Below are 14,664 nucleotides of genomic sequence, written 5' to 3'. Positions count from 1 at the left end.
TAGGAAGCACCTCTATGTCTGTAAGTTCACATTATCCAAACCTGAATCTCAGCTCAGCCACAATTTTAGTTGTTGATGATGTCCCTGAAAATTTAGGACTACTCTACAAACAGTTAGATAAATCTGGTTTTGAAGTATTACTGGCGACTGAAGGACAACAAGCCATAGACATTGCGCAAACAAAACAACCTGATTTAATTTTACTCGATGTTAATATGCCCATTGTTGATGGTTTTGAATGTTGCCAAAAACTCAAGGCTCATCCACTCACCGAATATATTCCTGTCATCTTTATGACGGGCTGGACAGAAACTGAATTTATACTTAAAGGATTTCAAGTTGGATGTGTCGACTATGTAACCAAGCCTCTTCATCTTGACGAAGTATTGGCACGCATAACAACACATTTAGCACATGCAAAACGCTTTAAACAACAACAGCATGCTATAGACGCAAGTCAGCTTAGTGTTATGGCTGTAGATCAAGATGCTCAGTTACTATGGCAAACTTCATCTTGTCAACGTCATTTACTTGATCACAGCTTAAATGATTTACAGACTTTTATTCTGCACTGGCTTCAACATTTAAATACGAGCAGTACAGAAAATAAAACCTATAGAATCCGATATCAAACTCAACCTGTTGATTTGCAATTAAGATTACTTAGTCCCACGCAGTTAGATGAATCATCACCCAGTTACCTCATTGAAGTTCAAGTCGCTACTGGAATTTATAGTGCAATAGAAACACAGCACTATTGTCCAATGTTAACCACTCGTGAAGCTGAAGTTTTATATTGGGTATCACTGGGAAAAACCAGCAAAGATATTGGACAAATTTTAAACTTAAGCCCAAGAACGGTAAATAAACATCTGGAAAATATTTTTAATAAATTAGGTGTGGAAACACGTACAGCAGCAGTTTCTTATTTACTTGGACAATATCAACAACGTTAATATTGTCCAAAATCTCGTGCGCCTTATTCTGAATATGCAGCAAGCTTAAAACCATTTGCACCATATTCAACATAAATCTCATTACTTTCAGGCTTTAGCAGTAAGTAATAAGCCAGTGCAGGTTCAAGTTGGGTACGTATTTTACGTCCTACTCCTCTGGCACCATAACGAATATCATAGCCCTGTGCCAAAGCTCGACGAGCTGAATCAGCCAAGTAAATCTGACGTCCCTGCTTTTGTAAACGTTGATTTAACTTGTCTAGCTCAATTTGGATAAGACCTGGAATAAAGTCCGTTTCTACCCGATTGAAATGTAAAATTCGATCTATACGATTTATAAACTCAGGATCAAACTTTTTTAACAATGCTTTTTCTGTCAAAGCATGATCGTCCAAATCAAAGTGCTGAGCTATAGATCGCATAAATTTGGGCAACTTCAATAACTGATTTAAACGGTGTTGACTTTGTTGAGCACCAACATTACTAGTCATAAAAATCAAGCAATTACAGAAATCTAATGATTTTGTACCTGCGGTTAGCTTTAATTTCCCTGTTTCAATCACATTCAGTAATGCACGAATCACTTCTGTACTGGCTTTTTCAATTTCATCGAACAAAACAATACCTGGTTTAGAAAAACTGCCTTGTATGATTTCAGCATCAAATAAGGTATTACCCTCTTTACTCCCCACATAACCAGGAGGTGCTCCAGTCAATGCAGCAGCATAGTGTTCTTGTGCTAACGTATTCATATCTATACGACAAAATGCGTCTGCCCGACCATTAAGTGCTTCACTGATTAACCTTACTGTTTCAGTTTTACCCACACCAGTAGGACCCAACATCAGCGTTACAGCAAGCGGTCGATCTGCTGGATTAAAATCGGCTTTCACCACACGCAACATTTTCTCAATTTCATCCAATGCAGCATCTTGACCAACAATTTTCTGCCTAAGTGTTTGCATGACCTGATCAGGTTCAAACTTAAACCGTGAGGTTCTTGCACTTTTCATTTGGCTTTGCTGTTTATACTGCTGTTGCTCAATCAATTCCTGATTCTCTTGTAGTCGAGCACTCGCAAAAGTCATACATTTACTCCCTATCCTTGGTGAATATCAGCATTAAGCCTCTTTCTCGATTCCTTCATGAGGTAAATTACCCACGGGACATGCTGCCACACCGATGGTTTCTCTAGTAAATTTTTCTACATTTTGCTGCGTTTTTTCGGCATCAAGTACCCAGTTACGGTAAAACTCAAAAGGACAATCTGCTACGCCTTTGTCGCCATCACCATTTTGATGAACTGCGGTATAACCTCGATGTAATAACTTAAATAAATGATTCTGTGACTGGTCATGTTTACGTGCATCACGAATTTCACTTACCGATAACTGCGCATATTGCAAACCATTTACTTCTGTCCCACATTGTCCCAAAGTACGGCCATCAAAACCGACTATAGCTGAATGACCAAAGAAGCTATACACGCCATCAAAACCTGTACCATTCGCTACAGCAACATAAATATTATTGGCCCATGCCATTGCCTTCGACATCATGACTTGCTGTTCAGCAGACGGATACATATAACCTTGACAACGAACAACCAATTCTGCACCTTTCATAGCGCAATCACGCCAAATCTCAGGGTAGTTCCCGTCATCACAAACAATAAGCGAAATTTTTAAACCTTTAGGCCCTTCTGTTACATAAGTAGTATCACCAGGACACCATGCTTCTACAGGGCACCATGGTAAAATTTTGCGATATTTTTGAACAATTTCACCATGATTATTAATGAGAATTAAGGTGTTATATGGCACCTTATGCGGGTGTTCTTCATGGCGCTCACCCGTGATCGAAAAAATACCCCAAACGTTTGCTTCTACACAAGCTTGAGCAAAAATGGCAGTTTCATCACCAGGGACAGTCGTTGCCGTATCCATCATTTCATCATGATCGTATAGAATGCCCATCGTGCTGTATTCTGGGAATACAATGAGATCTAATCCTGGTAGTCCTTGTTTCACGCCCTTAATCATCTGCGCTATATTACGACAGTTGTCCAATACTTCGGCCTTATTATGTAGACGTGGAATTTTATAGTTAATGACCGCTACACCTACTGTATTTGGACTACTTGAAATATCACCATGTCGCATCGTATTTACTCCTTAAAATAGGATGAACTTCCTCATTCATCTCCTTCATTGTGTGATTCAAGAGTAAAACCCACAATACGTCAGATTACGCATATACGACTGGTCACTTATATCCCCCCCAACGTGAACGATAGGGCTTTACGCACCATTTGGTAATAATCTCAGAAAAATAGGGAGTCAAAGCTAGGATTTGAATGGTTATAATGTGATGAAACGCACTCATAGAGCTATTCAAAAAGATGTTGAATATGATTTTTAACGGATTGGAATGCTTAATTAAATAAGATGAAAACACGAAATTATTATTTAGATTTTATTCTGAAAAATTTTTAAGGGGTCAAGGGAAAACAACATGTTTCACTTCAACAACCATAACTTTGTAAGTCAGAGCCTGTGCCTATAAACTCTTGGTCTATAGCGTCCTAAGCCGAATCGAGACCTTGTGGGTATGTTTAGCGCCCTTCTCCCAAATTTTGCTAAACTTACTCTCTTCGATCCCCGTCTCACCCTTGATGTATAAGGTAACAATACTCAGCATTAATTATTTCCCTCAATTCATGCTTTTTCGCACTCATTTTTAAAAAATTTTCTCTTTTTAACAATATATATAGTATTTTTTTCTTATTTAAGGTTTTTTATCATTTATATTTACCTTGAAATGAGCATTTTATACCATTTCTATGCACCCATACATTTAGCGATTCAGTAGTTTGAACAACATATAAATATTTTTGATCATTTAATCTAACAACTGTTCTTATTTTAAATCTATAAATTTATAGTCAATAGTGCAGTTGAACACTTCATGTATAGAAAAGGTGTATTTCAATTTTTTTGTAAATTACATTTCATAAAATGAGGATAAATAAAATATGAGGATAAACTTTTGTTACAACCCACTTATATTCAAAAGCTAGAAGATTGGATTGATAATTATCCTTGGTTAGAAATGCTTACTTCTTTAGGTATTTTAATTGCTATTGCAATAGTTATAACTTTCATTGCCAAATATATCGTTGTACGCGGAATATTTTTTATACTAGGTAAATTTAAAGCCACTCATTATAATCAATACATAAAAAATAGTATTGTACAACGCATAGCCAATATAGCACCTGCACTGGTTATTTTAAATGGGATTGTCACCGTACCTCATCTGTCGATTAAAGCGATTACCTTTATTCAAATGTTGGCCCAAGCATTTATAGTTTTGACTATTACTTTAGCACTTAGTGGTCTGCTCAATACATTTAATATGATGTACAAGGATAATCCACGGTCTCGTGATAAGCCTATTAAAGGTTATTTACAGCTCATTAAACTGATTATGTTTATTGTTTGTGGATTACTTATTTTAGGAACTTTTTTACAGAAGGATATTTTGAATGTCTTAGCTGGTTTTGGAGCTATGGCTGCCGTTCTTATGTTGGTATTTCAAAATACCATTCTTTCCCTCGTTGCTTCAGTACAAATTGCATCTTATGAAATCGTGCGTCTTGGGGATTGGATTGAAATGCCCTCACTTAATGCTGATGGCACGGTGGTAGATATATCTTTACATACCGTCACTGTTGAGAACTTTGATAAAACTTTTACCACTATTCCAACCAATAAGCTCATTACCGATACATTTAAAAACTGGCGTGGCATGTCCAATGCTGGAGTTCGTCGCTTTAAACGCTCTATTTTTATTGATCAAAATAGTATTCATTTTTTAGATGATGCTGCGATTAAACGACTCTCTGGCTTTGAAATTTTACAAGATTATCTAAGAGAAAAACAAAATGAATTAGCTCATTATAATCACGAAATTGAACATTTAGCCCATCAAAATCAAAGACAATTAACCAATATTGGAACCTTTCGTGCCTATGTAGAATACTACTTAAAAAGACACCCACAAGTATCGCAAAAAGACAGTTTAATCGTACGTCAAATGCAACCGACTAGCACTGGTTTACCTTTAGAAATTTATGGATTCACAACCACAACCGCTTGGTCAGAATATGAAGCGATCCAATCCGATATCTTTGATCATTTAATTGCAATTATTCCTTTATTTGATTTAAACATTTATCAAGCACCATCTGGACTAGATATTAAAACTTGGGCCAATGCAAATACCCAGCAATAAACACTCAATCCCCACCATTTAAATGCACTATCGGCATCATATTATGCCGATAGTTCAACAAGATTATTTTGAATAAAATACAAGATAAGTACCAAAAGCATATAAACTACCCAGCACAATACAGATACTTGAACTCACATACCAAAATAAATCACTATTACCCTTAAAACGAGACTTGATCAAAGGAAAACCAAAACCACGAGCAAGCAAAACTAGTGAGATGAATGATAATACCCATTTACTCAATGGCAAAAAAATATTTTCTTGTGCGACACTAAACGCATATATCGCAAATATACTCAATATCAAACCGACAATAATTGCCATAGCGTTTGGATACCATTGACCATTTTCAGCCTGTTTAACAATTTTCTCTCCAGCGCCAAGAAAACGAAAACCCTCAGCTCCCCAATACACACAAATAAAGTGTAAAAGTGCGGCCGCGAAGCTGAGTGCTGCTGCAAAATATAGTGCGATTGATGCGAATGAAAACATATGCCAACTCAACTTAATCTTCTATTAAGTTTTAAGCCTAACATCCTCAGTTTTTATTCAGCTAGGTCAATTTATAACATTTTAAAAAATGAAATTTATAACGTATGTCGATTCAATACACTAAGCGACTTGCGCTATTTTTTTTAAACGATAATCCAATGTTGCACGACTAATTCCAAGTAAACGTGCTGCTTCAGAAATATTCTGCTTACTACGATCCATCGCTGCTTGAATGATCTTTTGCTCGTATTGATCTAAGGAAAACTCCTCATTAAATAAGTCATCAATATGCTCATGTTGTTGAACAGCAGACATTTGCGATTCGGATATATCTGGAAATAAATGATTCAATTTAATTTCCTGTTGATCCTCAGTGAGCAATGTTGCACGCTCTAGCATATTTTCCAATTCTCGAATATTTCCTGGCCAATCATAGTTCATTAACTGGCTTTTAGCGCGATCACTCAACCCTTTAAGATTTTTGCCATACATATTTTCAAAACGATTTAAAAAATGGGCAATTAACAAAGGAATATCTTCACGGCGTTCACGTAGCGGTGGAATTCTCACAGGAAAAATATTTAAACGATAAAATAAATCTGCACGAAAACGCCCTGCTTTCACTGCCTGTTGAAGGTCCTCATTACTCGCAGCAACAATACGTACATCAACTTTTCGACTTTGATAGTCTCCAACACGCTCAAACTCACCTTCCTGAAGCATTCTTAACAATGCTGCTTGTGCCCGCGGTGAAAGCTCAATCACCTCATCAAGAAATATTGTTCCGCCGTGTGCACGTTCAAATTTACCCATACGTGATTGAACAGCACCTGTAAAAGCACCTTTCTCAACACCGAAGAGTTCGGCTTCAATTAAATCAGGAGGAATACATGCGCAGTTGACCGCAATAAAGGGCTGCTGCTTACGTTGACTCGCTTGATGAATACCTCGAGCAAAAGCTTCCTTACCTACCCCAGTTTCACCTTGTAGTAATACAGCCACTTTACTTCCAGCTGCCTTCTTCAATAAATCACAAACATTACGATACGCTTGTGACTCACCAACAGAATTAAACATGGTGTAGTCAGCTTCTGCATCGGTGTAAATATTCTTTTTTAACTGCTTGAGTTCAGCCTGTAAGGCTATAATTTCATCAGATACAGAATCTGGCGACATAAACTGAATCAGCTCATCGGCATTTTCCCATTCAGCTAAAGGCTTACCGATAATCTGACAACAATCATCTCCTTGAGCAACACACTTCACTTCTTGATAAATAATAGTTTGACCCATAACAAAACTGGTATAGCCACAGGCATAGCCGAGTAACATCCAGCATGCTGGCTCATCAGATTTACCAAAGTCACTCAAATGAACTTCAGATTCAAAAGAGTTATGCCAATTAAAATCAGCATAAAACTTTTTCTTATCATGGCAAAGTTCGAGCTGGTTCACTTCCACTTTTACCATGCCACGTATGCCATGCATCTGTGGCCCTGCCATAAAAGCTTCTTCTTCTGACAAATTAGGTCGCATACGAATGGTGACTTCTGCATCACGCATACCCGCCTGATAACCACAGCGGATAAAAAAACGCTTCGTTCGCTCCCAACCTAGCATTTGGTACAAGTCCTTACGTAAAAAACCTAAGATACTTGTATGCATTAACAACATGCGATTTTCTTCAAACCAAATCTGTCCATGTTGTGTATCAAAGTGAATTTTATCCAGTAGATCCTGAATTTCTTTATTTTGTTCTAACAACTGTTTGTAGAACCTTGCATCCTTGGCTTGAGGCATGGCCAAATCCATCCTTGGCTAAATGTCTGACTTCAATATTACCTAAAAAATGTGGTCAAAGTTGAGTAGCATAATTTCATGTTTTTATACCTTTTAAGTATATAAAAAAACCGCAGTAAAAGACTCGACTTAAATCACAACTGTTTTAGTAAAGATTATCTGAAAATGTTCATCTTTTGCTGAAAATATTGATTTAAAAAATTCATCATATCATGAAAATTAGATCATTGATTTTCATTACTAAATGACCATGTAAAAATAAATCATAAAAAACAATAACTTATAAAGTTGGCACGACTTTTGATATAGCTATAGCAAACGCAAGGTCGCGTTACTGTTCGTTGTCTTCACGATCAGTACAGAGAGACAGAAGGAAAAGCACATGACTCAAGTACCTCAAAATACGCAGCTCACCAAGTACATACGCATTACAGGTGATCGTAATGCAACATTTGTTGAGTTTGATTTTGCCATTCATGATCCAACACTTTTTGTTGAACTGGTTTTGCCTCAACAAGCCTTCCAACATTTTTGCGAAATTAATCAAGTCGTGGAAATGACGGCAGAACAACAAGCTTGGAATGATGCCCAAGAAGATAAATGGCGTTATGGTACAGAACCGACTGTCCTCAGCCCAGCACGCCAACACCTTGATCAAGAAGATCAATCCTAAGTCAATAAGGAGATAGCGATGACTTTAGAAATTAAAACATCCAATCTTGAACCAATTCGCCCAACTTATGCCTATATCGAACGTCGATTTGGTAAAAAGCCTGCGACCCGCTATCAAGAAGTAAGCTTTGATGTTCAAGGCGCTGCTAACTTCCACTACCGCCCATTGTGGAAGCCTGAAAAAACATTAAATGATCAAACACATACTGCTTTACAAATGCAAGATTGGTATGCATTTAAAGATCCTCGCCAGTTTTATTATGGCGCTTATGTACAGCACCGCGCTCGTTTGCAAGATATTGCTGAAAGTAATTACGCCTTCTTCGAAAAACGTTCTTTGGCAGATAACTTTTCTGATGAAGTAAAAACTCAAATCACGAAGTGTTTATTACCATTACGTTATGTAGAGCAAACAGCCAATTTACATATGATGTCTGGTAGTGCTTATGGTTATGGCACTGTCATTACTCAGGCCTGCATTTTCGCTGCAATGGATCGTTTGGGTATGGCTCAATATATCTCACGTATTGGTCTACTGCTGGATAACAATACTGGAGAAACACTTCAACTTGCTAAACAAGCATGGATGGAAGATGCAAGCTGGCAACCTTTGCGTCGTCTCTGTGAAGAAAGCTTAGTTGAACAAGACTGGTTTAAGTTATTCACATTACAAAACTTGCTTATCGACAGTATGTTACAAGGTATGGTTTTTGGCGAATTTGACCAATGGTTGGTAAACAATGGCGGACGCGATGTTGCCATGCTGACAGAGTTTATGCAGGACTGTCTAAACGACTTACGTAAATGGTCAGACACTGTATTTAAAACAGCTGTTGCTGAATCTGAGCACAATAAAGCACTTATGCAGCAATGGGTCGAAGAATATCTACCATTGATTAAAACTGCTTTCTCTGCATGGTCTACGACTGCACTTGGAACTGATGCAATTGATGCTGGATTAAACCTCATCTCTGAACGTTGTAAAAAAGCCGGCTTAAGCCTAGATGCCGCGGTATAAGGAGTATCAACATGACATCTAAAGTTTATTTAGCACTACAAGATAATGATGTTTCTCGTTACATCATTGAAGCGATTGAAGAAGATAATCCTGAAGCGACGATCCAATACTTACCGGCTATGATCCGTGTGGAGTGTGAAGGTCAACTGGTTGTTCGTGCTGAAACTGTTGCTGAGAAGCTTGGCCAAGAATGGGATATTCAAGCCTTACAACTCAACATGATTACCCTCGGTGGTAACGTAGATGAAGACGACGATAGCTTTACTTTAAAGTGGAATTAAAACTTTTGAATGATATGTCTGTCTAACCCAGCAAAAGCCAAGTTAACACATATGTTCAAACAGATTGAAAAGGATAATCAGCATGAATAGTCCAGCAAAAAACAACACCAAGACGGCAACGAAGAAACTCAATGCCAAAGACCGTTACCGCATGCTTAGCCGCGATCTTGATTGGGATTTTTCCTATGTAGATCGTAAGGATGCTTTCCCTTATGAAGAATTTGAAGGGATTAAAATTACTGATTGGTCAAAATGGGAAGATCCATTTCGTTTAACGATGGATTCTTACTGGAAGTATCAAGCAGAAAAAGAGAAAAAACTTTACGCTATTTTTGATGCTTTTGCGCAAAACAATGGCCAAATGAACGTTTCTAACGAACGTTATTTAAATGCTATTAAATTGTTCCTCACAGCAGTAACACCTCTTGAATATCAAGCATATCAAGGTTATGCCCATGTAGGTCGTCAATTTAGTGGTATTGGTGCACGTATTGCCTCACAAATGCAATCGATTGATGAATTACGTCATGTACAGACTCAAATTCATGCAATGAGCCATTACAATAAGTTTTTTGATGGCTTCCAAGATTGGGCCCACATGCATGACCGCGTTTGGTATTTATCTGTACCTAAATCCTTCTTTGAAGATGCTCGCTCTGCTGGTCCATTTGAGTTTTTATTAGCAATTAGTTTTGCTTTTGAATATGTACTCACCAACTTGTTATTTGTACCTTTTATGTCTGGTGCGGCTTATAACGGTGACATGGCTACAGTTACATTTGGCTTTAGTGCTCAATCAGATGAAGCTCGTCATATGACGCTTGGGCTTGAAATTGTTAAATTCTTGCTTGAACAACATGAAGATAACGTGCCAATCGTTCAAGAGTGGATCGACAAATGGTTCTGGCGTGGTACCCGACTTCTATCGATTGTCGGCATGATGATGGACTATATGCTTCCTAACAAAGTGATGTCATGGAAAGAAGCTTGGGAAGTTTACTTTGAACAAGCGGGTGGCGCATTGTTTAAAGACCTAAGCCGCTATGGTATTCGTATGCCTAAATACTCTGATGTGATCGTGAAAGAAAAAGAACACGTCTCACATCAAGCATGGTGGATTTTCTATAACTTTGGTCATGCTGCAGGCTTCCATACTTGGATTCCAACTGACGAAGAAATGGATTGGTTATCTGAAAAATACCCAGATACTTTTGATAAGTATTATCGTCCACGTTGGGAACTTGCACGTAAAATGGAAGCAGAAGGTAAACGCTTCTATTCAGATGGTTTACCACAACTTTGCCAGATCTGTCAGATTCCAATGACATTTACTGAGATGGATGGTGACCAAACTATGTTTAGTTATCGCGACAGTATTTATAAAGGCGAACGTTATCATACCTGTTCAGATGGCTGTCATGACATCTTTGAACGTGAACCAGAAAAATATGCACAAGCATGGTTACCTGTGAACCAAATCCTACAAGGTAATTGTGGTGGTCCTGATCTAGAATCTATTTTACGTGACTATTACAACATGAATGTAGGCGCAGACAATATGGATATTGAAGGCTCTCCTGACCAACAACGTTGGAATAAATGGAAAGGCAACACAGCCTAATCTGATTCCGTTCAACTGAATTTATCAAATATATAGGATATCAGCAGAGTTGAGAGAGTTTAACGCTCAACTCTTGCTCCAAGGAGAATGACTATGGCAGTCCGTGCAATTACCCCAAATTATGAATTCGCTGCGCGCGATACCCAGAGCAATTATGGTGATAATATCTTGCTTTATATTGGTTGGGATCATCACACTTTATTTTGTTCTGCAAAAGCATTTTTAATTTCACCTCAAGCAACATTTCAACAACTTGTTGATGAACTACTTCCAGCAGGTTTTTCACAGCATCCAGATTTTTCGAACATTGATTGGTCGAAGGTGGAATATGTTGTTGACCACAATAAAATTCAGCCACAACCCGAGCAAAAATTAGCAGACTTAGGTTTTGGTCATAAATCTTTATTACGTTTTAATACGCCAGGTCTAGCTGGGTATAACGGCAGTCATGTATAAGCGAGGTGCAAGATGAGTTATCAAGTCACCATAGAACCAATTGGTACAACAATTGAAGTTGAAGAAGATCAAACTATTCTTGATGCAGCATTACGTCAAGGTGTTTGGTTACCCTTTGCTTGTGGTCACGGTACCTGTGGAACATGTAAAGTTCAAGTTACCGATGGTTTTTATGACCTCGGTGATGCTTCACCATTTGCCCTAATGGACATTGAGCGTGAAGAAAATAAAGTTCTTGCTTGCTGCTGTAAACCTGAATCAGACATGGTCATTGAAGCTGACGTTGATGAAGACGAAGATTTCTTAGGCTATTTGGTTGAGGATTACCAAGCTAAGGTCATCGAAATTAAAGACCTTTCACCAACAATCAAAGGCGTGCGTCTAGAGATTGATCGCACTATGCAATTCCAAGCAGGTCAATACATCAACCTTCAGTTGCCAGGTATTGAAGGCACACGTGCTTTTTCTATTGCAAATGCACCAAGTGAAGAAGGTATTATTGAGCTGCATATTCGCCAAGTACAAGGCGGTGTTGCTACAACCTATGTTCACGAGCAACTCAATGTTGGTGATGAGTTAGAAGTTTCTGGACCATATGGTCAGTTCTTTGTCCGCAAATCAGATGAAAAAGATGTCATCTTTATTGCAGGTGGTTCAGGCCTATCAAGCCCTCAGTCAATGATTCACGACTTACTTGATGATGGTGACACACGTACGATTTATTTGTTCCAAGGTGCACGTGATGTGGCTGAACTATATAATCGTGAACTGTTTGAAGATTTAATGAAAAAATATCCAAACTTCCGCTATATTCCAGCTTTAAATGCACCAAAAGCTGAGGATGCGTGGACTGGCTTTACTGGCTTTGTCCATGAAGCTGTTGCAGATTTTTTTGAAAATAAATGTAGTGGTCACAAAGCTTATCTCTGTGGTCCACCACCTATGATTGATGCAGCCATTTCAACGCTCATGCAAAGTCGTTTATTTGAACGAGACATTCATACTGAGCGTTTCTTAAGTGCTGCTGATGGTGCTTCTGGAGAATCTCGCTCAGCACTCTTTAGACATATCTAATGTAATCCCTATACGCTAGTGTTATTCATTAATGAGCTTTCATTAAAGATAACCTAGCGATTTCATTTATTTATCTTCTACAAATAATACTCAATCTGAGTAAATAGACTACACCTTATCCATCAATACACTGCTTATTCTATCCAACGCATTGCAGCTTCATTCAATCAAATCACACCTTAAAACAATGCGGTGATGCCCTAAACTCTGCTTATTTTCTCAACAGTTATGTATGCTCTACAAACTTATTTAACAATTTATATAAATACATGTAATACAACATTGTATTTTTAGATAATTTCTCTCAGAATCATCAATCTTTTTGAGTCGCCCCCTTTCAGGAACCATCAATGAAAAAGCAATTAGGCAAATTAACCTTCAAACTTTCGGGTTGGAACTATCGTGTTGAGGAAAATATCCTTGAAAAAAAACAAGTTCTTATTGGTTTTGAGCATACTTCAATGATGGATGCTGTTTTATCTTTAGCGCTATTTCAAATTTGTGGCATTAAAATCCACACACTAATGAAAAAAGAACTATTTAAAGCGCCCTTTAAACCATTTTTACATGCGATTGGTGCAATTCCTGTAGATCGTCATGCAAACAAAGACATCGTTGCGCAAATGGTTAAACTATTCAATGAAAATGAAGAGTTTAATTTGGTCATTGCACCTGAAGCAACTCGAGCAAAAAATGGTGAAATACGTAAGCCAATTCGTACAGGATTTTGGCATATCGCTAAAGCCGCCAATGTACCTATTGTTTTAATGTTTGCAAATGCTAAAACAAAACAAGGTGGTGTTTTCGCTAAAATTTATCCATCTGATTTGGATCAAGATTTAAAAACAATTCAACAACTCTACCTTGAACATACTGGTTTAAATGTCATTATTCCTGAGCCACAGAAAATAGTGACACAATAATGCTTGCTTTAAACACAAATACAACAACATAGCGGCTAACAAATTAAAAAAAGCCAGTTAATGCTGTTTCTCAATAAAAAGCGCTTATGTTAGAATCGCTACAGTTTTTCTGGCTAATCCCAGTCTTTTAGGAGCAAATTACGCATGGCGGGTCATTCTAAGTGGGCCAATATTAAGCATCGCAAGGCAAAACAAGATGCTAGTCGTGGTAAAGTTTTTACCAAATATATTCGTGAATTGGTTACAGCAGCAAAACTTGGTGGTCCTGATCCAGCTAGTAATCCACGTCTACGTGCTGTCGTGGAAAAAGCACTTTCTGTAAATATGACACGTGACACCATTAACCGTGCTATTCAACGTGGTGCTGGTGGTGAAGACAATGATGATTTAAAAGAAATCACCTATGAAGGTTATGGTGTTGGTGGCGTTGCTGTTTTAGTTGAAACAATGACCGACAACTTAAACCGTACAGTACCAGACGTTCGTCATTGTTTTTCTAAAACAAATGGTAACCTAGGGACTTCTGGCTCAGTTGCTTACCTATTCACTCAACGTGGTGAAATCTCTTTTGAAGATGTAAGCTTAGAAGACCAAATCATGGACGTTGCACTTGAAGCTGGTGCTGAAGATATTGAAGTTGATGAAGATGGCATCTTAGTCATTACCACTCCTGAGAGTTTTGGTCTGGTACAAGATGCACTTTCAGCTGCTGGACTAAAATCAGACAATGCTGAAGTTGTTATGAGCCCATCAACTAAAGCCGATATTACAGATATCGATCAAGCAAAACAAATCTTAAAAATGATTGATATGCTTGAAGATCTAGACGATGTTCAAAACGTTTATACCAACGTTGAATTCTCAGATGAAGTAATGGCAGAACTTGATAGTTAATCGCCCCTATTCGCCATAAGAATGCGTTTTAACTATATTTCGTATTACATATTGGCATAGATAAAAAGCCTCCAAAATGGAGGCTTTTTAAGCAAATTTATTGTCCCGTCCTGAAATAAGTTTACACATTGGAGACTTATTTTATGGAATATAAACAAAGCCAACGAGTTAAGCGCAC

At 37.8% G+C, this 14,664-nt stretch carries 14 protein-coding genes; 10 read left to right on the top strand and 4 right to left on the bottom strand.

The window, feature by feature from the left end; translation table 11 throughout:
• Positions 1-14 precede the first annotated feature (14 nt).
• Complete coding sequence (locus RFH42_RS04050) at positions 15-956, top strand: response regulator transcription factor (protein WP_308974292.1); 942 nt, start codon at positions 15-17, stop codon at positions 954-956.
• A 23-nt stretch (positions 957-979) separates the two neighbouring features.
• On the opposite strand, the gene RFH42_RS04045 is transcribed toward RFH42_RS04050, so the two are convergent.
• Together RFH42_RS04045 and RFH42_RS04040 are read right to left on the bottom strand one after the other, a co-directional pair.
• On the bottom strand, positions 980-2,044 hold the full coding sequence (locus RFH42_RS04045) for an AAA family ATPase (protein WP_308974290.1): 1,065 nt from the start codon (positions 2,042-2,044) through the stop codon (positions 980-982).
• 33 nt (positions 2,045-2,077) lie between these two features.
• Entirely contained in the window at positions 2,078-3,118 is a 1,041-nt protein-coding gene (locus tag RFH42_RS04040; protein ID WP_308974289.1) for an aliphatic amidase, read from the bottom strand.
• 886 nt (positions 3,119-4,004) lie between these two features.
• Between RFH42_RS04040 and RFH42_RS04035 the strand changes: the two genes are divergently transcribed.
• Positions 4,005-5,252, top strand: coding sequence for a mechanosensitive ion channel family protein (locus tag RFH42_RS04035; RefSeq protein WP_308974288.1), 1,248 nt, complete (start codon positions 4,005-4,007; stop codon positions 5,250-5,252).
• 63 nt (positions 5,253-5,315) lie between these two features.
• On the opposite strand, the gene RFH42_RS04030 is transcribed toward RFH42_RS04035, so the two are convergent.
• Together RFH42_RS04030 and mobR are read right to left on the bottom strand one after the other, a co-directional pair.
• The gene (locus RFH42_RS04030; RefSeq protein WP_308974287.1) at positions 5,316-5,747 is read right to left on the bottom strand and encodes a hypothetical protein; all 432 of its coding nucleotides are present in this window, start codon (positions 5,745-5,747) and stop codon (positions 5,316-5,318) included.
• Between the two features lie 120 nt (positions 5,748-5,867).
• On the bottom strand, positions 5,868-7,547 hold the full coding sequence (gene mobR / locus RFH42_RS04025) for a phenol degradation transcriptional regulator MobR (protein ID WP_308974286.1): 1,680 nt from the start codon (positions 7,545-7,547) through the stop codon (positions 5,868-5,870).
• 382 nt (positions 7,548-7,929) lie between these two features.
• Here mobR and RFH42_RS04020 point away from each other — a divergent pair, with 382 nt between their 5' ends.
• From RFH42_RS04020 to RFH42_RS03985, 8 genes are all read left to right on the top strand, one after another.
• Complete coding sequence (locus RFH42_RS04020; RefSeq protein WP_308974285.1) at positions 7,930-8,220, top strand: phenol hydroxylase subunit; 291 nt, start codon at positions 7,930-7,932, stop codon at positions 8,218-8,220.
• Positions 8,221-8,238: 18 nt separating this feature from the next.
• A complete protein-coding gene (locus RFH42_RS04015; RefSeq protein ID WP_308974284.1) occupies positions 8,239-9,237 on the top strand; it encodes an aromatic/alkene monooxygenase hydroxylase subunit beta in 999 nt (332 codons plus the stop codon).
• 11 nt (positions 9,238-9,248) lie between these two features.
• Complete coding sequence (locus RFH42_RS04010) at positions 9,249-9,518, top strand: MmoB/DmpM family protein (protein ID WP_308974283.1); 270 nt, start codon at positions 9,249-9,251, stop codon at positions 9,516-9,518.
• An 82-nt stretch (positions 9,519-9,600) separates the two neighbouring features.
• Positions 9,601-11,139: an aromatic/alkene/methane monooxygenase hydroxylase/oxygenase subunit alpha gene (locus RFH42_RS04005; RefSeq protein WP_308974282.1), complete on the top strand. Its 1,539-nt coding sequence runs from the start codon at positions 9,601-9,603 to the stop codon at positions 11,137-11,139.
• A 93-nt stretch (positions 11,140-11,232) separates the two neighbouring features.
• A complete protein-coding gene (locus tag RFH42_RS04000; RefSeq protein ID WP_308974281.1) occupies positions 11,233-11,595 on the top strand; it encodes a phenol hydroxylase subunit P4 in 363 nt (120 codons plus the stop codon).
• 12 nt (positions 11,596-11,607) lie between these two features.
• Positions 11,608-12,669, top strand: coding sequence for an NADH:ubiquinone reductase (Na(+)-transporting) subunit F (locus RFH42_RS03995; protein ID WP_308974280.1), 1,062 nt, complete (start codon positions 11,608-11,610; stop codon positions 12,667-12,669).
• A gap of 350 nt (positions 12,670-13,019) precedes the next feature.
• Positions 13,020-13,592, top strand: coding sequence for a 1-acyl-sn-glycerol-3-phosphate acyltransferase (locus RFH42_RS03990; RefSeq protein WP_308974279.1), 573 nt, complete (start codon positions 13,020-13,022; stop codon positions 13,590-13,592).
• Between the two features lie 144 nt (positions 13,593-13,736).
• Positions 13,737-14,486 (top strand): YebC/PmpR family DNA-binding transcriptional regulator, encoded by a 750-nt coding sequence (locus RFH42_RS03985; protein ID WP_308974278.1) that lies wholly within the window; start codon positions 13,737-13,739, stop codon positions 14,484-14,486.
• Positions 14,487-14,664: the final 178 nt, after the last annotated feature.

This window comes from Acinetobacter rudis (assembly GCF_031157835.1).
Taxonomy (GTDB): domain Bacteria; phylum Pseudomonadota; class Gammaproteobacteria; order Pseudomonadales; family Moraxellaceae; genus Acinetobacter; species Acinetobacter rudis_A.
The sequence above is the reverse complement of the archived record's forward strand: the minus strand, read 5'-3'. Positions and strand labels throughout refer to the sequence as shown.